We start from the raw sequence: 22316 nt of genomic DNA, 5'->3' as shown, positions 1-22316 counted from the left end.
CCGATTGTGCGATGCAACGCATCGGCAGGCAAGCGCCAATGCATCAGCCGTTATGCGCGCATCGTCCCCATCACCTTGTCGAGCGTCACCGGCAGATCGCGCACGCGCACACCGGTCGCGTGATACACCGCGTTCGCGATGGCCGCCGGCACGCCGGTGATGCCGATCTCGCCGATGCCGCGCACGCCGACCGAGTTGACGTACGGATCAGGTCGATCGATGAACGTGATGTCGAGCGAACCGATGTCGGCATTCACCGGCACGTGGTACTCGGCGAGATTCGCGTTGGTGAAGCGGCCATAGCGCGTATCGAGCGAGGTGTCTTCCTGGAGCGCCGCCCCCACGCCCCACACGATGCCGCCCAGCATCTGGCTGCGCGCGGTTTTCTGGTTCAGCACGCGCCCCACGTCATACACGCCGACCACACGCGCCACGCGAATCGTGCCGAGGTCGGCATCGACATGGACTTCGGCAAACACGGCGCCAAACGAGTGAAGCGAGTACTTCTGCCGTTCATCGCCGGGTTTGACCGTCGCGGTGGCCTCGATCGGTTTGCCGCCTGAGCGCGCGATGATCGCCGCCGCCGGATCGCGCTTCGACGGTTGCGAACGGCTCATGACCCAGCCGTTTTCCACCGTGATGTCGTCGAGCGCGATGCCGTGCACCGGCGAGGCTTCGTCGGCGAGCGCCAAGGCGATCAGCTGGTTGCGCGCCTGGCTTGCGGCCTCGCGCACAGCGGGCGAAACGCTCGCCGCCGATTGCGAGCCGCCCGACCCCGGCGCTTTCGGCAGCGACGAATCGCCGAGTGCGAAGTGGATGTTTTCCGGCGCGAAGCCGAGGGCGTCGGCGGCCACCTGGGTCATCACCGTGTAGGTGCCGGTGCCGAGGTCCTGGGTGCCGGAGGCAACCATGGCGCTGCCGTCCGGCAGAATCCGTGCGATGGCCGCGGCTTCGCTGCGGTTGGCCGGATAGGTGGCGGTGGCCATGCCCATGCCGATCAGCGTATTGCCGTTGCGCATCGAGCGTGGCGCGGCAGTGCGCCGCGACCAGCCGAATTTCTCCGCGCCGATCTGATAGCACTCGCGCAAGGATTTGCTCGACCACGGCTTGTTTTCCTGCGGATCCGCATCGGCGTAATTCTTTAGACGCAGCGCGAGCGGGTCCATCTTCAACGCGACAGCGAGTTCGTCCATTGCCGATTCGAGCGCGAACGAGCCGGTTGTCTCGCCGGGCGCGCGCATGAAGGTCGGCGTGCCGAGATTCATCGGCACGATCCGGTGCGTCGTGATCTGATTGGGCACCGCGTACAGCATGCGCGTGACCATGCAGCAGGTCTCGGTCCAGTCTTCGAACATCGACGTGTTCGAAACACTGTCATGGCGCATCGCTGTCAGCGTGCCGTCGTGCCGCGCGGCAAGCGTGAAATGCTGCTCGGTGCGCGGCCGCGCGCCGACGGAGCCGAACATCTGCGGCCGCTCGAGCACGAGGCGCACCGGGCGCCCGGTCTGTTTCGCCGCCATCGCGCACAACGAAACGTGCGACCACGACGAACCCTTGCAACCGAAGCCGCCGCCGATAAACGGCGAAATCACACGCACGTCGCCGGGCGGCATGCCGAACGTCTTGGCAACCGCCTGTGCCGCATTGCTCACGCCCTGCGTCGAATCGTAGAGCGTGAGTTGCGGGCCGTCCCAGTGCGCCATCGTGGCGTGCGGTTCCATCGGGTTGTGATGCTCGATCGGCGTGGTGTAAACGGCATCGACATGGACCGCGCCGCTGCGCAACCCGTCCTCGAAGTCGCCGCGTTGCGTGTCGGTGGTGCGGCCTTGCGGTTTGTCGGGCGCATGTCCGTTCGGCTTCGCTTGCGTGAAATCGAGGACCGCGGCGCTGCTCTGATACGTGATGCGCAACTGGCGCGCGGCATCGGTGGCATGTTCGAGCGTATCGGCAACCACCACCGCGACCGGCTCGTTGTTGTAGTGAACCTGGTTGTCCTGCAGCAGTGACAGCCGCCTGCCTGCCGGCGGCGTCAACGCGGGCTTGCCGCCATTCGGCAGGCGCGGCGCGTTCTGATACGTCATCACCAGCAGCACGCCTGGCAATGCCTGCGCGCGGCTCGCGTCGATCGACGCAATCGTGCCGCTTGCAATCGTGCTGGTGACCAGCACCGCATGCGCAAGCCGCGCCTCGGGGAACTCGGCGGCGTAGCGCGCTTCGCCGGTGACTTTCAGCAGACCGTCGATGCGGTCGAGCGGTTGACCGATCAGATTCATGCGACACCTCCGCTGTGGCCCGCGGCCAGATTTACTGCGCGCACGATCGCGCGTTGCGCGAGCTGCACCTTGAACGCATTCTCGTGCTGGGGCCTCGCATCGCGTAGCGCGGCGGCTGCGGCGTCATGCAACCTCGCCTGCGTGAGCGGCTGGCCGTTGAGCATCTGCTCGGCCGCACTCGCGCGCCACGGTTTGTGCGCGACGCCGCCCAACGCGATGCGTGCGGTTTTCACGTGGTCGCCGTCTATCTGCAACGCGGCGGCCACCGAGACCAGCGCAAATGCGTAACTGGCCCGGTCGCGCACCTTCAGATAGTGGGCGTTCGCGCTGAACAAGGGCGGCGGTAAATCGACGGCGGTAATCAACTCGCCCGCCTGCAAAGTCGTATCGATATCGGGCCGGTCGCCGGGAAGGCGATGAAAGTCAGCAAACGGAATCGTTCGCTCGCCTGCGGGTCCGCTTACACGCACGACGGCGTCGAGCGCGGCGAGCGCGACGCTCATATCCGACGGGTTCACGGCGATGCATTGCGGACTCGCGCCGAGAATCGCCTGCGTGCGATTGTGGCCTTCGAGCGCCGCGCAACCGCTGCCTGGTATGCGCTTATTGCACTGCGTGAAGGCGGTGTCGTAAAAGTAGCCGCAGCGCGTGCGCTGCATCAGATTGCCGCCGACGGTCGCCATATTGCGCAACTGCGCTGAAGCACCCGCCAGAAACGCTTGCGACAGCAACGGATATTGTTCGCGCACCAGCGCGTGATTGGCGGCATCGCTGTTGCGCACCAGGGCGCCGATACGGATGCCGCCATTGGGCAACGTGGTGACCGTATCGAGTCCACCGATGTGCGTGATATCGATGAGCCGCAGCGGCCGCGCCACGCCGCCCTTCATCAGGTCGAGCAGATTGGTGCCGCCGCCGATGAACACCGCACCCGGTTGCTGCGCCGCGCGCACGGCGCCGGCGACGTCGCCGGCGCGTTCGTAAGAGATCGCATCCATGCTGGTCGCTCCGTCAGGCGTTGTGGCGGTGATCGCTGCTGTCGCTGCCAATGACACTGCTGGCGATGCCACCATTGCCACTGCCGCTCGCAACGTTCTGCCCACCGCCGTCATGCACGGCGCGCACCGCCGCGACGATATTCACATACGCTCCGCAGCGACAGATATTGCCGCTCATTCGTTCGCGAATCTCGTCGTCGGAAAGTTGTGGAGGGCGGCTGCGGACATCGGCGGTCACGGTGCTGGCCGTGCCGTTATGGAATTCGTTCAGCAGGGCAGTCGCGGAACACAACTGCCCGGGCGTACAGTAGCCGCACTGGAACGCATCGTGTTCAATGAAGGCGCGCTGCAACGGACTCAGCACGCCGTTGCTGGCGAGTCCTTCCACCGTCGTAATGTTTTCGCCTTCATGCATCACGGCGAGCGTCAGGCAGGAATTGATGCGACGGCCGTCGGCGATCACGGTGCATGCGCCGCACTGCCCGCGGTCGCAGCCTTTCTTTGTGCCCATCAGGCCTGCGTATTCACGCAGCGCATCGAGCAAGGTCACGCGCGGTTCGAGTTGCAGCGTGTAAGCGCGGCCGTTGATGGTCAGCGTGACCGGACGGCCCGGCACCGGCGAGCGGACTTCCGCAGGCGGCGCGGCCGGAGTGGGGGTTTGTGTTTGCGCTCGCAGATGCGGCGCTGCGCCGACCGTGGCCGCTGCGGCTGCCGACTGCAGAAAGCGGCGGCGTGATGGTCGGGGTGGCGTGGTGGCGGGCGTGTCGTCCGAATCCGGACGTTCGTTCTTCGTGGACATGACGGTTTGCTGGCTCCATTGAAAGGTCAATGCAGGCATGGCGACATGCGGATAGCCATCGTGCGGATACCCGCGCGTCGGCTTCCGAAGCGTCGTGGTGTGACTCATCGCTATCAGCAATTTCGGTGCCGTTGCGAATGCAACTGGTTGCCGACGCGGCGCAATGGCGTCCGCTGCGACCCGGCTATCCGGGCACGGCGAAGCGAATCGAATCCCGGAGAGCGCAACCAGGAACGTAGCGACGCGCGTCAACCACGCACGTTGCGCTTAACGAACAGGAAAGTAAATACGCGGACGTGCCTTCTTTCTGTGTGCAAAAAGAAAGACTGTTTTGTGTGGGACGAGGAGTCCGCCAGATCAGGCGTCGGCCCAGCGGCGCAGCAGATTGTGATAGATGCCGGTGAGGCTTACCACGGTTGCATCGTTCGAACCTTTCTCGGCCGCGAGGCGTTGTACGTCGTTGTCGAGTTGAAACAGCATGGCGCGTTCGCCGTCGTCGCGCACCATGCTCTGAATCCAGAAGAAGGACGCGACCCGCACGCCACGCGTCACCGGGCTCACGTGATGCAGGCTCGAAGCGGGGTAGAGCACCATGTCGCCGGCCGGCAGCTTCGCGCGATGCGCGCCGTAGGTGTCTTCGACGCAGAGTTCGCCGCCGTCGTAGGACTCCGGCTCGGCCAGAAACAGCGTGGCCGACAGATCGCTGCGGATGCGGAAGTCGGTGCCGCGCAACTGGCGAATCGCATTGTCCACGTGCGTGCCGAAACCATCGCCGCCTGCATAGCGGTTAAAGAGTGGCGGAAAGACTTTCAGCGGCAACGCGGCGGAAAAGAAGCGTGGATTGCGGCCGAGCGCGTCCTGAATCGCATCGCCAATCGCGCGCGCGACGGGGGAGCCTTCGGGCAATTGCTGGTTGCGCTTGGCCTGCGCGGACTGCTCGCCGGAAGTCGCGTTGCCGTCGATCCATGGTGCCGCGTCGAGGATTTCGCGGCATTGCGCGACCTGTTGTTTGCTGAGTACGCCTTGCAGATGCAGCATCATGCGCGCACCTCTTCGTTGATCTCCTGATTGATCTTTTCAGCCAGCATACGAAATGCGGCCACCGGCGAAGCGGCCAGCCACGTTTGCATTTTCTCGACGAACGCCGCTGTTGCGGTATGCGGCACACGCCGCAACCATTGCAGCGCGGCATCGATCTCGCCGCGCTCAGCCAGTAGCCGCGCATAGTTGAACTGGCCGCGAAAATCGCCGCCCACCGCTGCACGCCGGTAATAGTCGAGCGCGATGTTTGCGTTGGCATCGACTTCCCAGCCGTCCTCGTAAAAGCTGCCGACAAAGTTGATCGACTTCGTGTGACCCATTTCGGCAGCGCGCCTGAACCACTGCAGCGCCTGTGCACGATCGCACGCCACACCATTGCCGAGCGCCAGCGCCGACGCATAGTTGTACATGCCCCAGTCGAGTCCGGCCTGCGCCGCGAGGCGGTACCAGTAGACCGCCACCGGCGCGCACGCGGTGGTTCCCCAACCGTGCTCATAGCAACGGCCCAACATGTTCATCGCCATCGGATGATCCTGCCGGGCCGCGTGCTTGAACCAGCTCAACGCTTCTTCGGCGTTGCGCTCCACACCATGGCCGTCGAGCAGATACTGCCCGTAGACCGCCTGCGCTTCGACGATGCCGTTATGCGCTGCCGCCGCCACCCACGCGGCAGCGGTGGCCGGTGGTCCGGAGAGAATCGCGGCGAGCTCGTCATGCGACACGCTCGCCAGCGCCTTCAGCGTTACCTGTTCTGTCATGCCGTGCTTAGTAGTGCGCGTTGAGCGTCAGGAAGGCGGAACGGCCGGCTGCGATCGACGCATAGTGCGCCGGATACGCCTGGTCGTAATACGTCCGGTTGAAGATGTTCTGCACGTTCAGTTGCAGATCGACCTTCTTGTTGATCCGGTACGTCGCCATGCCGTCGAAGCGCCAGTACGACGGCACCGCACGCAAGTTCGCCGTGTCGCCGTACACCTGCGACATGTAGAACGCGCCACCGCCGATCGTGAACTTCGGCAGCACGTCGTAGTTGGTCCACAGGCTGATGCTGTTCTTCGGCGTATTCGGGAACTGGTGGCCGTTATCCGAGGTGGTCTTGCCGTTGTCGCGCAACTGGCTCTTCATGTACGTATAGCCGCCGAACACCTGCCACTTGTTCGTCAACTGACCGGCCACGCCGAACTCGAAGCCTTGCACGCGCTTGTTGCCGACCATCGCGTATTCGTTGTTCGGCAGCGTAACGCGGGCGTTGGTCGTGTCGATCTGGAACAGCGCGCCCGTCAGCGAGAGATGGTTATCCAGCACATTCCACTTGGTGCCGAGTTCGACGCTACGGTTCTTTTCCGGCGCGAGCTGATCCGCGTTCGCACCGACCCCGCCACGTCCTGGCGTCAGCGATTGCGTTTCGCTGCCCTGGCCGAGCAGGGCGCCGGCCGGTGTCGACGAGGTCGCGATCGACGCATACACGCTGCCGTTCGAAGCCGGTTTGAAGACGAGACCGAACTGGTAGTTGAACAGCGTGTCGTCGCGCGAAGTGCGCTTGCCGCCGTTGGCCACCGTGTTGCGGAAATCGGTCGAGTAGTCGTCGACGCGCAAGCCGACGTTGGCCTGCCAGCGTTTGGTGAGTTCGATCGTATCGAACGCATACAGCGATTTGGTGGTGGTGCGCTGCTCGCTCGGATCGTTCGTTTGCTTGACCGAGCCGGCCCACGGGTCGTTCGGATTCGGCGACCACAGGCTCGTGCAGTTATAGCCCGACGCCGCGCCGATGCCCTTGGTCTTGCAGATCGCACCGGTGGCCGTTGCAACAGTGTACGAATCATTCACGCTGGTTTCGCGCGACAGTTCGAGGCCGGTGGTGAAGCTGTGTTTCAGGAAGCCGGTCTTGAACTCGCCGAACAGTTCGGTCTGGTTCGCAAGGCTGTAGACGTCGCTGGCACGCGTATTCGCGCGGCGCCACACCATGCCGTTCACGACGTTGCCCTGACTGTCGTCCGGTTGCGTCCAGATGTAGTCCTGAGTGGACTTCGTATAACGCGTGGTGTTGCGGATCGTCAGATTGCTGTTGATGTCGTGCTCGATGCGCACGGTACCGACGTCCGACGTCGTCTTGCGGAAATCGCGGTCGATCAGGCCGTAAAAGTTATGCCGGTCCACGTTCGCCGGATAAATCGTGTCGACGTTGGCCGGCTTGTTGGTGGTCGTGTAGAAGTACGGAATGCCGCTGTCGGGCAGGTCGTCGGTGGAGAGGTGGTAGTAGCTCGCCGTGACGCGGGTGGGCGTGCCGAGACCGTAGGTGAACGAGGGCGCGATGCCCCAGCGCTCGTTGTTGACCGCGTCGCGGCCGGCCACGTCGTTGTTGTGGCTCATCACGTTCAGGCGGAAGGCCGCGTGATCGGCCATCTGCCAGTTGCCGTCGGCGGTGAAGCGGCGGTAGCGGTCGGTGCCGAGGCCCGCGCTGCCGTCGGCGGAATTGCCCAGATGCGGAGTCTTGGTGATCAGGTTGATGCTGCCGCCCGCGCCGCCGCGGCCGCCGTAGGCGCCGTCCGAACCCTTGGTCACTTCCACGCTTTCGATGTTGAACACTTCGCGCGTGGTCGCGCCGATGTCGCGCATGCCGTCGACGAAGGTGCTGCCCTGGGCGTCGTAGCCGCGAATGAACGGCCGGTCGCCGAGCGGATTGCCGCCTTCGCCGGCGCCGAACGTGATGCCCGGCACCGTGCGCAGTGCTTCGGTCAGCGTCGAGGCGCCCGTGCTTTTGATCAACTCCTGCGGAATCACGGTCACCGACTTCGGCGTGTCGACCAGCGGCGCGGTGAATTTGACCGACGCCGAGTGGTCGGTCTTGAAGCCGTCGTCCGCATGGCCTTGCACGGCGATCGGCGCGAGCTGGCTTTCCTTGTCAGGCGGCGCCGTGCCGGCCGTGCCCTGCGCGAGCGCGGGACCTGCCGCCAACATGCTGCACAGCGTCGTGCTGATTTTGCCGAGCTTCGGTTCGTCGGACCGCAACTTCATTTTTATCCCCGTTATGAGTGCTGGTGCCCGGGTGAACAATGCATTCCTTACCCGAACATTCCATGTTTATTACAAATTGTTTGCGGCCTGCATTCTATGCAATCTGGTTGTAATTGAGAAGCGTTCTCATCATAAAATCTTCGGGTGGGGAGTTGAGTGCGCGTATCAATTCATTAAATTGAAGGCTTGATCGACGAAGATAAGTGGGGAAGGGGTGAGTTTGGCGGCTTCGGCAGGCGTGGGGATGCTTGCACTTTTGTCGCCGAGAGTGTCTTCTGTGGCGCTTGATGCGCTTCTATCTGTTTCTGTTTTTTGATCCAAGGCGGACCCTGTCCGCGCCCGATTTTCTACTGCGCGGCCAACTCGGCCAGCATCTCCCGCAGCCACACGAGCGCCGGATCGGCCTGATTGCGCGGATGCCAGCCCGCATACAACGTGAAGCCGCGCGCCTCGAACGGCAGCGCAAAAATATCGAGCCGGTCGACGTAGCGCGCCGCGAAGCGCGACGGCAGCGTCGAAACGTAGTCGGTTTTCGACAGCAACTCCGGCACCAGCGCGAAGTGCTGGAGCGACAGCGCGACACGCCGTTGACGGCCGAGTTCGTCGAGATGCTCGTCCATGAAGCCGTGAAAACTGCCGCCGCTGGTCGACACCAGCACGTGATCGAGCGCGCAGTAGGTGTCGAGGTCGAGTGGGGCGTCGCCGCGCGGGTGGCCCTTGCGCTGCACGAACACGAAATGCTCGTCGTAGAGCTTGCGGACTTTCATCGACGGCGGAATCATCCGGTCGGAACCGAGCAGCAGGTCGATCTCGCCGCTTTCGAGCCGCGATGCGGCGGTGGGCTGATCGCCGATCACGAACGCCACGCGCACGCCCGGTCCCGCCGACGCCGGCAAGCGCTCCATCAGGCGCATGCCGAGCACGGCGGTGGCGTTGTCGTGCGCGGCAATCACGAAGCGCCGCGTGTCGGTATGGGGATCGAAGGCGGACTGGTGGCGCACCACCGCTTCGAGATTCTTCAACGCTGCATGAAGCGGCTCCATCAACTCCAGCGCCCGGGCCGTGCGGGTCATGCCGCGGCCGGTTTCCGCCGGCAGCAGCAGCGGATCGCCGAAGATCTGCCGCAAGCGCGAAAGCTGCGTGGAGACGGCCGGTTGTGTCAGATGCAGCCGCTCGGCCGCACGCGTGACGTTCGACTCGGCGAGCAGCGCGTCGAGCGAAACCAGCAGATTCAGGTCGATGCCGCGGAGATCAATCATGTTGATAGGTCGCATATGAGTAATTGATTTCTAGAATACGTACCGCGCCTCTACAGTTCAAGCACCGAAACGAACTGAAGGAAGCTCAACATGAAAGCCTGGATGCTCGACCAACCCGGCAAGCCGCTGGCCTTGCGCGACATGACCCAACCGCAACCGCGCCGTAACGCCGTGCTGGTGCGGATGGAGGCGGTGCCCTTGCTCAGCTACACGCGTGAATATGTCGAAGGGAAGTTGCCCTACGCGTATCCGCCGACACCGTTCTCGCCCGGCACCAATGGTGTTGGCCGGGTCGTCGCGGTCGGCGAGGGCGTGGTGGCATTTCGCGCTGGTCAACGCGTTGCCGTGAATCCGTACTGGATTGCCGACGAAACGGTGCGCGAGCCGGCGCAGGCGCTGTTAGGGCTGACCGCCATTAGCGCCGACAGCGCTGCGGTGCTGGCTGAGTTCCCGCACGGCACCTTGCGTGAAGTAGCCGAATTCCCTGCGTCGACGCTGATTGCACTGGACGGTCTGGACGGGACCGACGCCACACGTCTCGCGGTTCTGGCGAAATTCGCGGTGCCCTTCGGTGGTTTGCGGCGAGGGCGTCTGTCGGCAGGCGAGACGGTGGTGGTCAACGGCGCAAGCGGTTACTTCGGCTCGGCGGCCGTGCTTGCGGCGCTGTCGCTCGGCGCGAGCAAGGTCGTCGCGCTCGGCCGGCGTCTTGAACCGCTGCAAGCGCTGCTCGAGCAAGGCCGCGGACGTGTGGTCCCCGTCGTGCTGAGCGGCGATGCCGCGCAAGACACAGCGGCGATTCGCGCCGCAAGCGGTGGCGGCGCGGATCTCGCATTCGACATGGTCGGGCAGGCCACCGATGCGAACGCAACCCTCGCCGCACTACGCAGCCTGCGTCGCGGCGGACGGCTCGTGCTGATGGGCAGCATGCAAGTGGACCTGCCGATTCCGTACAGCGAGATGCTGTTGAACAACTGGGAATTGATCGGCCACTTCATGTACACGCGCGCCGACTATCTCGCGCTGGTTTCGCTCGCCACGTCCGGGCAGATTCCGCTCGATGCGGTCGAGTTGAAGTCGTATCGGTTTGCCGAGCTGGAAGCGGCAATCGACGCGGCCGGCCGCATGTCGGGTTTGCAATGCACGGTCGTGAACGGCGCGTCGCCGCAAGCGTGGGGTTGAGCGTGTAGTGGCTTAGCTGCGACGGCATAAAAAAAGCGGCCTTGCTGATTCACAGCAAGGCCGTTTTGCATCGGCAAATCGAAATTAATCGACGCTTAATCAATATGGCGAATCACCGCGTTGTTCTAGTCCTCGCCGAGCGGTCCGGCGACGACGACGCCGTAGTAATGACCAGCGGACGATTTGAAGATCCAGTGGGTGCCAGACACTTCGTTTGCATGCTCGTCGTCTTCTATGTTGTAAAGGCGAACAACGAGGTGGCCGCCAAGCAGATAGACGTCCGGGTTGTTGTTGCCATTCAGAAGCCCTTTGCGGATCCAGAAGGTGATGCCTTTCTGCTTCTGCTGGTGGTACTCGCTGACTAACGAGTCCTTCGCCTTCTTTGGTTTTTCAGTTTCGGTTCCGTGCAGCGGCATGATGCCTCTCCCTTGAAGGTTGCTGTTGCAAATAGTTAATCAACATGGCGAAGCTGTGAGAAATGCGCCGGCCCGCATCAGGCGCGCCGGTCGTATTGCAGAAGATGCATCCGTTCAGCCCATTACGATATTCGCCAGCTTGAACTGATACGGCACCGCCGTGGTCCCGCCGCCACCGCCCGTCATCACGATGTCGCAGCGTGCAATGCCGAGCAGCGACAACTCGGTGTTGATGTCGGAGATCACGGCCGAATTCATCACCTTGCCTTGCTCGATCTGCGAGGCGGTGCCGATCCAGAGCGTCGGCTTGAACTCGAACACGGCCTTCTGCCCAGGCACGATGCCGGTCTTCTTCGCGAGCAGCCGGTTGTCCTTGAACACGCCCGCGCTGATGGCGCCCGTGCGCAGATCGTTGCGCAACTGGATCTCGCGCGAGCTCGTCGACGCGCCGGCGATAGCGAGCACGTTGCCGGATGCCGCGCGGCTCACGCTGAACATCTGGCCGTTCTGCGCGACTTTTTGCGGCATGTAGTTACCGTCCGAGTCGCTGGCGGTAACGGTGGTGAGCAGCGGAAAGACGAACGGGTGATTGTCGCCGCGCCCGCAGTTGCTGATGACCTTCCACGCGACCGCGAGTTCGTCGAAATCCGTCGAGACGTTTTTCTGAAAGATCACGATCTGACTGTTGTTGACGTCGTTGGAGAGGTTGATGAAGTTGAGTTTGATGTCCATGGCGAACCTTTTCCTGGTGGAGTGAAGCGGCGTCGAACGACGAATCCTCCGACGCCGAACGCGTGTCCGTTACGCCATCACGACGTGTTCGAGCCGGAAGGTGAACGGCAACGAGCGCGGGCCGGGACCGCCGCCTGTCATCACGACGTCGGCGCTGGCAATGCCGAGCAGCGACAGCTCCGTGTTGATGTCGGAGATGACGGCCGAATTCAGCAGCGCGCCCTGTTCGATCTGCGACGCGACACCGATCCACAGAGTCGGCTTGAACTGGAACACGGCTTTTTGCCCCGGCGCGATCGATGTTTTGGTCGCAAGCGGACTGCCGTCCTTATAAATGGTCGCGTTCGTGGCGCCGTTCGGCAGATCGTTGCGGACCTGGACTTCCGAGCTGTTGCCCGGGTCCGTGCCGAGCGTGAGCACGTCGCCCGACGTCGAGCGGACGATCTGGAAGACCTGCCCGTTGGTGGCGGTTTGCTGCGGCATGTAGTTGCCGTAGCTGTCGCTCGCGCTGACGCTCATCGTCATGGGAAACTTGAACGGATGATTGTCGCCCTGGCCGCAGTTGCGGATCACTTTCCACGCGATCGCCAGTTCGTCGAAATCCGTCGCGACGTTTTTCTGGAAGATCACGATGTTCGAATTGTTAGCGTCGTTCGAACGGTTGACGAAGTTCAGCTGAATATCCACTTGCCTGCTCCTTGAGGTTGAAATACGGCAATCGGTTTGCCGCGCACCTTGCCACCGGCCTGCCGGTTGGACGGGCCGTCAAACGAAAGAAGAGGTGAGACGCCGGATGCGGGCGTCGTGCTAGCTCGAGGCGCTAAAGACGCGAGAGATGCGACGCTAGAGATGCACGACGTTTTCGAACGCGAAAGCGAAGGGCTGCGCGTCGACGCCGCTGCCGCCGCCTGTCATCACGATGTCGCCTGCAGCAATGCCGGCGAGGGGCAGCATCGTGTTGTCACTCGACAGCACCGCCGAACTGAGCGCGCGTCCTTCCTCGATCTGCGAGGCCACGCCGATCCACAGCACCGGTGTGAAGCGGAAAACGGCCTTCTGCGCCGGCGCCACCGCTTGCTTGGCGGCAATCAGCTTGCCGGCGTTGAAGGCGTTGACATTGACCGCGCCGCGCGGCATCCGGTTGGCGACCTGGATTTCCGGACCACCGTCCGCGCCGCCCGCCAGCGCCGGTTCCGCGGTGAGCCGGGCGCGGCCGGTCGGATGAACCCCGATGACGAAACGTTCGCCGTGCTGCGCGCTCATGCGCGGCGAGAAGTTGCCGTGCTCGTCGCCAAGCGCGATCTCGATGTCGGTCGAATAGACGAACGGATGGATGCAATCCCGGCCGCAGAAGCGGATCACCTTCCATGCGATCGCGAGACCGTCGAAATCGGGAATCACGTTGCGCTGGAACAGCACGACTTCGCTGTTGCCGCAGTCATTCGAGCGGTTGACGAAGCGAAGATTGACGTTCATTTCGCCTGCTCCGCGTCGTCGTCCGAGAGATGCTTCTCGACCCACTGCGTGAGGGCGGGCGACACGCTGCCGGCGACCGACGACGTATGCAGCGCTTGCGCCCGGCTCTGCGCCTGCATGTCGTTCGCGAACCGGCCGAAGGCCATCGCGGCATCCGTGGCGTTGCGGCTGCGGGACAGGTCGTCGAGATACTGGGCGGCCGCATCGGTGAGCGCGCCGGTGTGCTGCACGTGACCCTGGGCGATGCGCGTCGCAAGGTCGGCATTGATCGCGGCCAGCTCCTTGATCGCGGCGGCGGCGCCCGGCAGCGCGAAGCGGTCGCGCTGCTCGCGCCAGCCGGCGTCGAAGGCCGATTGCGCAGCGCTCGTGTACTGCTGGCTGCTCTGCAGGGCGGTGCGTACGAAGGCGCGCCACGTGCGGACATCCGTTGTGGCGCCCGGCAGTCCCGCCGGATTGGCCGACTGCGCGACGAGCTTGCTGAATAACTGGAAGGCGGCGAGATTGGCGTTTTCCCACTGCGTGATGAGGGTCGAGAGCATGACGGATCCTTGATCGGTTCGGTTTCGGTTTCGATGAGCGATGACAATCACCGCGTTCACTGACGTGCGCCGCCCAGGCGCTCGATCATCTTCATGACGGCGGCCATTTGCGGCGCCTCGCGGGTATTGAAGTTGGGATGGTCCGGGTCCGGACTCGTGTAACCCCAGAAGTCCCAGCAGCCGAGCGGATTGACGGCGGATTTCGCAGCCTGCGGGTAGAGCACGATCAGGCGATTGGTGTCGGCGATCTCGTTGTAGCCGGCGCCGCGCACGAATCGCTGGCCGACGGCATCGGCGTTCTGCACGCAGCCGTGAAACGCGACATGGACGGCGCACGCCGCATGCAGACAATCGGCCGGCACGTACACGTAGGCCACGTCGGCGAGCGACGCACCGCGGTTGGGATCGAACTCGCGCTGATCGAAGCTCCGCAACTCGCCGCTTGCCTGCGTCGCGGGTGCATTCAACGGCGCATTGGGTCTCGCGTAGATCCAGCGCAGCATCTCGTGCGATTGCTCGAAGCCGCAGTTGTTGATGTACGGGCTTTGGTTCGCATCGCAGGGTGAGTCTTCCGGGCGGTTCGTGATCAGTGCATGGCCGGCGTCGGGATGGCGTTGATACTTGATGCTGGCTGCCGGCACTTGAGCCAGTTCATAGAAACGCTCGGCCTGATCGACCACGCGGGTCGCGACGACGCTATCCTTCGCGCCGCTGAAGAGGTAGATGCGTTGCTCGCGAAGATTGGCGGGATCATCGATCTGGCCGGCTTTCGCAAAGCGTTGCGCGGCCTGCCATGCGCCTTCCGCGGTCGGCGCCGCGCCTGCCGGCTGCATGCACAGCGTGACCGCTGCCACGGCCGGCGCGATAAAGGCCGACTCTCCGGCGCAATCGAATGCGCCACCGGCCACGATGCCCGCGCCGATCAGACGACTCGACCAGGCAACGTCGAACTGGGCCGCCATGAACGCGCCGGACGACAGTCCGGAGACCGACGTGTGTTGCAGATCGGCGCCGAGCGTGGGCAGCGGCGCGAGGTCCGCGCCGTGTGCGCACGAGACGGTCGCGGCGATCAGCACCACTGCGCTGAACCGTGCGCGCAGGACATCGTGCCAGGATCTGCGTGATTGCCAATCAAGTTTGGATAACGAATCATTATGGATAGTTGCCGAATTCATGCCACTGCTCCTGTTGGGTGTGTACTCGATGAGTGTTCGGGTCTACGTCTCAGGCATGCGTTGCTTGTGTTGCACTACCCTTGCAGAGTAGATGCGCGGCGTGTTCGCATGAATAGGGCGGAAGGCTGGTACGGCGACATAGGAAGGATGGCCTGGGCCGTGCCCGCCGTGCATTACCAGGTTGTCAGGGCGCGCCGCCGGGTTTGCACGGCACCAGTGGTATCGAGACGCTGCGGTCGGCCGTGGTGATGGCTACCGGCCGGTTCGACGGCGTGTAGCGCAACCTGTGGATGCCGCGCGGCCCAAAGCCACTGTCGATGTCGGCCAGCAGCTCGGCGCCGTCCGGAATGCCGGCGAGACTGCGGCCGCTCATCATCGCGGGGCGCCGCTGCGGGTCGTCCCAGTTGGCGCTGTCCGCGGATGCATAGAAGGTGGGCAACACGCCGAGCCGGTAAAGGCTGTCGAGCGTGCGCACAAGCCGCTCGCCGCAGCGTTCGCATAGCGCAGGTTGGTGCGCGATTTGCAAGGCCTGGCTGATGCGCACGACTTCAGCCTCGCAGGTAAGCGTCGGCGTTGGCTGTTGGGCGTGCGAATCAGCGATGGAATAGAGGACGACGGTGGCGGCTGCGATTGCACAGACAACACGCGTGTTAAGCCCGCGACCCGTCCGGTCGTGATGGTTTGAAATCATCGGGAAGCCTCCTGTCAGGACACTAGGAAAGAAAAAGCTTGCGTTCGGCCTGGCGGCGGCGCGTCAGGCCCGCGAGCGGTTTGCCGCCCGCTTTGTTCCAGACGAGGAACTGGTCGGCGGCATGACTGCTTGCGCCCGCGTTCAGATAGCGCAGCAGCGTTGAGGAACGCAGCCGCCCCGCGCCGAGGTTGAAGACGAACGACATCAAGGCGTCGAATTGCTGCTGCGTGATCGCGACGCGTACCAGCTTGCGCAGCGCGAGTTCGGCGCTGCGCAAGTCGCGCCTCAGAAGCGCCAGCGCCTCGGACTCCGAGAGCGGGCGGTTGAAGCTTTCGTGCGGCAGAATCAGATGTCCATAGCCGATCGTCGGTTTGCCGACGGCGTCGAGATAGCGGTTCAGGCGTAATCCCTCGAACTGTTTGATCAGGTCGATACCTTGCGTGCCGGTGCACGTGGGTTGCTCAGGCATGGCGTTTCTCCTCATCGTCGTGCCGTGCGCGCGGCACGAGGCGGTGGGTGTATTCGTCGATCACGCGCATGATCGCTTCGGGCGGGTCGAGCGCCGCAAACTGCATTTCGATGTCGATGTGCTGGCTATCGCGCTGCGCTTGCTCACCTTGGGCGTTCGGGCGTGCGGACGGCGGCGCGAGCGTCACGAAGAAACGGCCGCGTTGATCGCCGCCCGCCAATCCGCCGGCCGGTAGCGTTTCGGTGAAGTCCGCGCGCACCGTCAGATGCACGACCATCCTGTCGAGCGCCAGTCCGCGCGGCGTCGCCAGCGCGACGAGCGGCACCGGCATCGTGTGCTCCGCGTCGAGCGCGACCTCGACCGCGCGCGGCGTGAGCAGGCCGTTCTCGTCCTGGTCGAAGAACTGGTCGAGCACGGTGGTGTACTGAAGCGAGAGCAACTGATTCGCGGCGGCTGCCGCGTGTTGCATGCCGCGCGTGATGTCGTCAAGCGCGAGACCGCGTGGTGGTGGCGGTGGATCGCTCGCGCTCGACGGCGGCGCACCGCCGGACGGTGGAGTGCCGGGCGGCACGTTCGCTCCGCTGCCGTTCGCCATGTCGGCGTCGCCGGCCGCCGCCGAAGCGGACGGCGCAGCTTGCGTGACTGCCGGCGGCTCGCGCGTGCCAGGCGCAGCAGCCGGTTTGCTATCGCTAGCGTTCTGCGAGGCCGTGCGCTGTGAGGCGTTGTCGTGCGGTACGCCTTCGGCCGGCGTACCGTGTGAAGCCGGCACGCCGCGGCGCCGTTTGAAGAAGTTGAACATGGTGTCCGCCCGCCGTCAGTGGCCGCTGTGCTTACTGATGGACAGGCTGCTGGCCGCTCGCCTGCGTGCTTGCCTGCGTGCTCGCTTGCGTGGTCTCGCCGACCAGCTTGCCGTCTGTCGGTGTGGCCGGCAGCGGCTTGACGTCTTTCGCCTTGTCTTCGGTCACAACCGGTTTGGTGGCGGCGTCCGTCAGGAAGTCAATGACACGCATCAGCGCTTCCGGCGGAGGCTGCCGCTTGATCTGCGTGTGGATCGAATATTTGGCTCGCGTATCGGTGCTGCGGGTTTGCTCCGACTTGTGCGAGACACGTCCCGAGATGCTCACGCTGACCGGACCCCAGCCAAACTTCGCCTGGAATTCGCCGCTCGCATCCGTAGACTCCGACGACTTCTCCGACTGCGTGATTTCCATCTCGAAGTCGATCGTGCCTTCTTCGATCGCGATGATGGGATGAACGATCGCGGCCAGCAGCGGAATGCGCATGGTCTTCTGCACCACGCCTTTCGATACGCCGCTCTCGTCGACGAGCGTTTCGTCGTAGTCGAACTGCACAGCGACTGCCTTGCCGTTCTGAATGCACACCTGCATCAGAAAATCGGCATAACTTTTCGCCGCCTGGGTTTGCGCTGAAATCATTGCTTTCAATGGACCGGCGATCATTTGGTCCATTGGTAAAGCATTAATGACAGAGCCGATGAAATTGGCATCCATACAGACCTCCATGGTGAATTTGTGACAGTGCGAATACACTGTCTCTATTCAAATTACATAAATTGGAGAAATCTGTGGAGAGGCCATCCGTCCTGCATGACGGCAGGGGAGGACGGCATATTAATTCTGAAAGAAATGGAGTGCCTTTTGTATTAGAACGTTTTTCACGGATCGTCGGAACTAGTGCGTCATTTTCAAAAGAGCGGTAAAAGCGAGCCGAAGAGACGCAAATAACGTGAACCCGAGCGTCTCGCTACCGAGGGGATACGCTTAAATGAACGTTCTGATGATCGATAGTCCGCCGCTATTTGTGGCAGGGGTAGCCGATGTCTTATGGAGACGGGACAGCAGTTGCCAGGTGTGGTCGGCCCAGCGTCCTGAAGACATCTACCGCATCCGGGAAGGCCTGCCGCCGGGAACGGTCGGCGCGGTCACCCTCGAATGGGACGAGCGTGCTGCGCGGATGGGCTGGCCGAAGGTGCTGCAGGACGCCCTGGGGACGGTGCCATGGCTATTCGTGGTGCGCACGGTGTGTCGCCAGGCGATCGCCGATGCGCTGATGGCGGGCGCCTCGGGCATCGTCGAGCGTCATGCGAGCGCGGACGAATTCGCCGATGCGCTCTGCCGCGTCGCCTCGGGTGCGATCTACGTTCCGCCCACTTATGGCCTGGGCGCCGAGCTGGGGCCGGCTCAGGCGCAGTCCAGCGATCGCGCATTCGAGCGTCTGACGCCGCGGCAGCGCGAGGTATTGCGTCTGCTGGCGGAAGGGAAGTCGAACAAGCAGATCTGCCGGGTGCTCAACGTCGCGGAGGGGACCATCAAGAACCACCTGTACGCACTTTTTCGGCAGATCGGCGTCAGCAATCGCACGGAGGCGGCGCTTTGGCTTGCGCGTCACGTGACACCTGAAAACGTGCGCGGCCAGACGCTCTTATGCGTCACGCATGAGTAAATGCCACGCTTGCATCCGGCCCGGCGCACGGGCCGGATGCAAGACCGGCTAGGCCGGTGCAATCTGATGTCCGGCGTCTTCAGCGGCAAGGGTGTCGATGGCGTGCTGCATGGGCGCCGGACTCACGCTGACTTCGCCGGCGAACGGCCGGTCGACGGCTAGCACGAAAAAGAACGCGAGTCCGAGCGTCGTTGCCCAGATGGTCACGAGCCCAAGATGAAAGCGCGTCACGGGCAACACGTACAGCAGCACCAGCGAGAGCGCGCTCGCGATCAGCATGACACCCCACAACGTCACCGGCATGGCGACATCGAGCGCCTGCAGCCGATGCTCCCGAAGCTTGGTCATTTCATTCACACGGGCGAGCACTTCGGTCAGCAGTGCCCGCTCGCGATCGTCCGACGGCACGATCCGGTTGGTCGTCGCGAACATCTTGTCGAATGCGGCCTGGGTTCCGGCATCCGCGCGGGCGTACTGCTGCATTTGCGGCCATTCGTCGCGAACGACATGCTCGATATAGATGATCAGTTCGTTTCTGGCAGTGAGTGCATCCGGCTTGCCGAACGACGCGAGATCGTGAGCGAGTTCAGTGGCGCACGCGGCCTCGGACGAGACCGTGCCAGCCGCGGCGTCGTAGGTACCCCAGACCGTAATGGCGGCGAACGCGACCAGCAGCGAATTGATGGTGGTCACCGCGGACATCATCGCCACAGTCATGCCGCGCTGTTCGGCATCGAGTTGAACCGGAAAGCAACGGCGAAACAGCAGATAGCCGCCCAAGGCCGCGGCGAGCGTCGCGCCGACGATCAGCGCACCCATCAAGGCGGCGGGCATGTTGTAGAGGAAGAGCATCGTGTCACTCCGGGTCGTTTGGAATGGGGGTAACGGACAGCCGGGCCGGCTCGCCTGCGAGCATCGCGCGGGTGAGATCCGCGAGACGTTGGCGTACCGTGTCGCCGGCATCCGGATGATCGAGCGACTGCTGAAGCTCGAGCAGGTTCGCGGCGATCTCGCTCTGCCATTGCGTGCGTTCGCTCACAGCCTGGGCACGGCGCGTCTGCTGTGCGGCATCCGCGTCGGACGAGCGATCGCCGCGCACGAGTGTGTCGAGCGTGTCGACGAGCCTTTGCAGCAAGCGGTGTACGGCAGTTGCCGAGAAGCCGCCGAGCATCGATAGGGCGGGTTTGCCGAAGCTGTGCATGCTGCCCTGATCGAAGAGGCGCGACGGTAGCATCTCTACGAGGATCAACCCGGCAATCAGCCCGAGAATCAGGCGCGCGCCGTAGGATGCGTCGTACTTCGGGTCGTACGTCGACGCGGCGATGTAACGATGCGCCTGAAACAGCGTCGCGAACGATGCGCCGAGTCCCGCGCAAAACAGCAGGAACAGCGCATTCCATAACAACTGCGTGCCGTGTGAGTCGAGGAAGCCGCGCTCGACGTTGTCCGCGGAGACGTCGGGAGAAAGCCCGGTTGCGACCACGGCGATCAGAAACGCAATCGACGCGACCGTCAACAGCCTGATCAGCGGCACCGGACCGAGCCAAGCGAACGGGCGGCCGAGACGGTGCTGCGCATCGAGCAGCGTGACGGCTTGCGGTGTGGCCGGCGCGATGAGCGCGGCCAGTTTCCGGTGGATCGATGCAAGCGAGTGCTGCGAGGTGGCGGCGTAACGAGGCACGTCGCCGGCAGTGCCGGGAGGCCGGTTTTCAGGCGCGGTGCCGTCGATCAGCGCGCTCAGCAGCGCGATGGTTTCGGGCGCGACGGGCAGACCGTGATGCAACGCGTAGCGCGCCATCGCCTCGCATTCGTCGCGCAATTGGGCCAGCAGCGCGCCGGGTGATGCGCCGTCAGGAGGGGCACTGACACGTGCGGCGCGCAGCCGGAACCGATTGGAAAAATGGTCGATGCCCATTTCAGCCCTCCGGTTCGTTACGGTGGCCGATTGCTGAGCGTGCGGCGCGGCAGGCTCGAGTTAGTAAGCGTTGCAAAGTCATGGTGAACGTCCTGCTGTGGAAGAGTGCCGGCGTGCGTGGACGCGATAGACGGCGATGCCACTTTGCGTGTCTCGCGCGCTGTGGACAATCCAGCAGAAGTCATGGATGACGGGGTGACGAAGCGCCCGTGACGGGCGTTCGAGCGACAGCAAAAAAAAGCGGCCTTGCTGGTTTTCAGCAAGGCCGCTTTATTAGTCGTTCAATCGATGCGGTGAAATACCACATCGTCTGTGATATCAGTCGGGTGCCCGTTCCGGATAGCGAAGCCGCGAATGACTGCGGCCGTAGATCCCGTAGACGATGAGCCCGATCACGAGCCAGACGAAGAGCCGCAGCCACGTGACGATCGGCAGCCCCGCCATCAGCAGCAGGCAAAACAGAATCCCGAGGATCGCGATCACCGGCACGCCCGGCGCGCGGAACGGTCTCGCGGCTCCTGCGTCGCTGCGGCGCAGATAGATCACGGCGCCGCAGACGAGAATGAACGCGAACAGGGTGCCGATGCTGACCATCTCGCCTAACACGTTGATCGGTGTGAACGCCGCCACAATCGCGACGATCGCGCCGATCATTATCTGGCTCAAATGGGGTGTTTGCAGACGCGGATGGACGCGCGCGAACAGGTGCGGCAGCAGGCCATCTTGTGACATCGTGAAGAAGATACGGCTCTGGCCATATAGCAGCACGAGTATCACAGTCGTCAAGCCGGTCAGCGCGCCGATCTTGATGAGCACGGAAAACCAGGTGACGCCGATCGCATCGACACCTTTCGCGATCGGATCCGGGACGTTGAGCTGGGCATACGGAACGAGTCCTGTCAGCACGCCGGCGACCGCAATGTAGAGCAGCGTGCAGATTATCAGCGAGCCCAGAATGCCGATCGGCATATCGATCTGCGGCTTGCGTGCTTCCTGGGCCGCGGTGGACACCGCATCGAAGCCGATGAAAGCGAAGAACACGACGGCCGATCCGCGCAGAATGCCGCTCGCGCCGAAATTGCCGAATTCACCGGTATTCTGCGGAATGAACGGATGCCAGTTGGCCGGATGCACAAAGAAGGCGCCGATAGCGATGAACGCCACCACCACGGTCAGCTTGATCGCCACCATGATGTTATTGAGCCGCGCGGATTCCTTGGTGCCGAGCACGAGCAGGAGGGTCAGCACGGCGATAATGAAGACCGCCGGCAAATTGACGACACCGGCTACCGTGCTGCCATCGGCGAGCGTCACCGTGGTGCCGGGTGCCGCCGCCATGGTGGGCGGAATGTTGATCCCGACGTTATGCAACAGGCTCACGATGTAGCCCGACCAGCCAACCGCAACAGTCGCCGCGCCCATCGCATATTCGAGGATCAGATCCCAGCCGATGATCCACGCGAATATTTCGCCGAGCGTGGCATACGTGTAGGTATAACTGCTGCCGCAGACCGGCAGCATGGCAGCCAGTTCGGAGTAGCAGAGTCCGACAAAGGCGCAGGCAATCCCGCCGAGGACAAACGAAAGAATGATGCTCGGGCCCGCGTAATGGGCCGCGGCCGTGCCGGTCAGAACAAAGATGCCGGCGCCGATGATCGCGCCGATACCCATGGCCGTAATGCTGGGCGCACCCAGCGACTTCGACAGTTGGTTTTCGCCACCCTCCGCGCTTGCGACAATATCCGCGACGGATTTACGCACCATATAACTCGTGTCAGCCATGATGAGTCGTCCTGTTCGTATGTGGGTGAATCCGAGATCGAATCGATCTGTGACGCACTGCAATAAGCGACTTCTTTAAAGGCGACTGACACTG

The 22316-nt window shown here is 63.4% G+C and carries 23 protein-coding genes; 2 read left to right on the top strand and 21 right to left on the bottom strand.

What is annotated here, in order from left to right:
* Nucleotides 1-50: 50 nt before the first annotated feature.
* The 8 genes from BM438_RS03715 to BM438_RS03685 form a co-directional block, all read right to left on the bottom strand.
* On the bottom strand, nt 51-2273 hold the full coding sequence (locus BM438_RS03715) for a xanthine dehydrogenase family protein molybdopterin-binding subunit (protein ID WP_093632971.1): 2223 nt from the start codon (nt 2271-2273) through the stop codon (nt 51-53).
* The gene (locus BM438_RS03710) at nt 2270-3271 is read right to left on the bottom strand and encodes an FAD binding domain-containing protein (RefSeq protein ID WP_093632970.1); all 1002 of its coding nucleotides are present in this window, start codon (nt 3269-3271) and stop codon (nt 2270-2272) included. Before BM438_RS03710 ends, BM438_RS03715 begins: the two co-directional genes overlap by 4 nt.
* 13 nt (nt 3272-3284) lie before the next feature.
* On the bottom strand, nt 3285-4070 hold the full coding sequence (locus BM438_RS03705) for a (2Fe-2S)-binding protein (RefSeq protein WP_093633242.1): 786 nt from the start codon (nt 4068-4070) through the stop codon (nt 3285-3287).
* A gap of 357 nt (nt 4071-4427) precedes the next feature.
* Nucleotides 4428-5111, bottom strand: a complete 684-nt coding sequence (locus tag BM438_RS03700; protein WP_093632969.1) for a Fe2+-dependent dioxygenase — start codon at nt 5109-5111, stop codon at nt 4428-4430.
* Nucleotides 5108-5869: a tetratricopeptide repeat protein gene (locus BM438_RS03695; RefSeq protein ID WP_093632968.1), complete on the bottom strand. Its 762-nt coding sequence runs from the start codon at nt 5867-5869 to the stop codon at nt 5108-5110. The genes BM438_RS03700 and BM438_RS03695 overlap by 4 nt, the downstream gene beginning before the upstream one ends.
* A gap of 7 nt (nt 5870-5876) precedes the next feature.
* Nucleotides 5877-8126, bottom strand: coding sequence for a TonB-dependent receptor (locus BM438_RS03690; protein ID WP_093632967.1), 2250 nt, complete (start codon nt 8124-8126; stop codon nt 5877-5879).
* A gap of 165 nt (nt 8127-8291) precedes the next feature.
* Nucleotides 8292-8447: a hypothetical protein gene (locus BM438_RS45315; protein ID WP_167378293.1), complete on the bottom strand. Its 156-nt coding sequence runs from the start codon at nt 8445-8447 to the stop codon at nt 8292-8294.
* Nucleotides 8448-8473: 26 nt separating this feature from the next.
* Nucleotides 8474-9385 (bottom strand): LysR family transcriptional regulator, encoded by a 912-nt coding sequence (locus BM438_RS03685; RefSeq protein WP_093632966.1) that lies wholly within the window; start codon nt 9383-9385, stop codon nt 8474-8476.
* 90 nt (nt 9386-9475) lie between these two features.
* On the opposite strand from BM438_RS03685, the gene BM438_RS03680 reads away from it, so the two are divergent.
* On the top strand, nt 9476-10564 hold the full coding sequence (locus BM438_RS03680) for a zinc-binding dehydrogenase (protein ID WP_093632965.1): 1089 nt from the start codon (nt 9476-9478) through the stop codon (nt 10562-10564).
* A gap of 125 nt (nt 10565-10689) precedes the next feature.
* Here BM438_RS03680 and BM438_RS03675 read toward each other — a convergent pair whose 3' ends face one another.
* The 10 genes from BM438_RS03675 to BM438_RS03630 form a co-directional block, all read right to left on the bottom strand.
* The gene (locus BM438_RS03675) at nt 10690-10980 is read right to left on the bottom strand and encodes a hypothetical protein (protein ID WP_093632964.1); all 291 of its coding nucleotides are present in this window, start codon (nt 10978-10980) and stop codon (nt 10690-10692) included.
* Between the two features lie 114 nt (nt 10981-11094).
* Entirely contained in the window at nt 11095-11712 is a 618-nt protein-coding gene (locus BM438_RS03670; RefSeq protein ID WP_093632963.1) for a hypothetical protein, read from the bottom strand.
* 69 nt (nt 11713-11781) lie between these two features.
* Nucleotides 11782-12399, bottom strand: coding sequence for a hypothetical protein (locus tag BM438_RS03665; RefSeq protein WP_093632962.1), 618 nt, complete (start codon nt 12397-12399; stop codon nt 11782-11784).
* Between the two features lie 156 nt (nt 12400-12555).
* The gene (locus BM438_RS03660) at nt 12556-13188 is read right to left on the bottom strand and encodes a hypothetical protein (protein WP_093632961.1); all 633 of its coding nucleotides are present in this window, start codon (nt 13186-13188) and stop codon (nt 12556-12558) included.
* Nucleotides 13185-13727: a hypothetical protein gene (locus tag BM438_RS03655; protein WP_093632960.1), complete on the bottom strand. Its 543-nt coding sequence runs from the start codon at nt 13725-13727 to the stop codon at nt 13185-13187. Before BM438_RS03655 ends, BM438_RS03660 begins: the two co-directional genes overlap by 4 nt.
* 56 nt (nt 13728-13783) lie before the next feature.
* Nucleotides 13784-14902: an extracellular catalytic domain type 2 short-chain-length polyhydroxyalkanoate depolymerase gene (locus BM438_RS03650; RefSeq protein ID WP_093632959.1), complete on the bottom strand. Its 1119-nt coding sequence runs from the start codon at nt 14900-14902 to the stop codon at nt 13784-13786.
* A 184-nt stretch (nt 14903-15086) separates the two neighbouring features.
* Entirely contained in the window at nt 15087-15593 is a 507-nt protein-coding gene (locus BM438_RS03645; RefSeq protein WP_093632958.1) for a hypothetical protein, read from the bottom strand.
* Nucleotides 15594-15615: 22 nt separating this feature from the next.
* Nucleotides 15616-16062: a lysozyme gene (locus BM438_RS03640; protein ID WP_093632957.1), complete on the bottom strand. Its 447-nt coding sequence runs from the start codon at nt 16060-16062 to the stop codon at nt 15616-15618.
* Nucleotides 16055-16861, bottom strand: coding sequence for a DUF2589 domain-containing protein (locus BM438_RS03635; protein ID WP_244179239.1), 807 nt, complete (start codon nt 16859-16861; stop codon nt 16055-16057). The genes BM438_RS03640 and BM438_RS03635 overlap by 8 nt, the downstream gene beginning before the upstream one ends.
* A 31-nt stretch (nt 16862-16892) precedes the next feature.
* Complete coding sequence (locus BM438_RS03630) at nt 16893-17573, bottom strand: DUF2589 domain-containing protein (protein ID WP_054038856.1); 681 nt, start codon at nt 17571-17573, stop codon at nt 16893-16895.
* A 274-nt stretch (nt 17574-17847) separates the two neighbouring features.
* Here BM438_RS03630 and BM438_RS03625 point away from each other — a divergent pair, with 274 nt between their 5' ends.
* Nucleotides 17848-18525 (top strand): response regulator transcription factor, encoded by a 678-nt coding sequence (locus BM438_RS03625; protein WP_093632956.1) that lies wholly within the window; start codon nt 17848-17850, stop codon nt 18523-18525.
* A 48-nt stretch (nt 18526-18573) separates the two neighbouring features.
* Here the strand turns inward: BM438_RS03625 and BM438_RS03620 are convergent, their stop codons facing one another.
* From BM438_RS03620 to BM438_RS03610, 3 genes are all read right to left on the bottom strand, one after another.
* A complete protein-coding gene (locus BM438_RS03620) occupies nt 18574-19377 on the bottom strand; it encodes a bestrophin-like domain (RefSeq protein WP_093632955.1) in 804 nt (267 codons plus the stop codon).
* Between the two features lie 4 nt (nt 19378-19381).
* Nucleotides 19382-20440: a hypothetical protein gene (locus BM438_RS03615; protein ID WP_093632954.1), complete on the bottom strand. Its 1059-nt coding sequence runs from the start codon at nt 20438-20440 to the stop codon at nt 19382-19384.
* A gap of 318 nt (nt 20441-20758) precedes the next feature.
* Nucleotides 20759-22222: an amino acid permease gene (locus BM438_RS03610; RefSeq protein WP_093632953.1), complete on the bottom strand. Its 1464-nt coding sequence runs from the start codon at nt 22220-22222 to the stop codon at nt 20759-20761.
* Nucleotides 22223-22316: the final 94 nt, after the last annotated feature.

It is taken from the genome of Paraburkholderia aspalathi, assembly GCF_900116445.1.
GTDB classification, from domain to species: domain Bacteria; phylum Pseudomonadota; class Gammaproteobacteria; order Burkholderiales; family Burkholderiaceae; genus Paraburkholderia; species Paraburkholderia aspalathi.
Note: the sequence above shows the minus strand (reverse complement) of the source record. Positions and strands in the feature narration are given on the sequence as shown.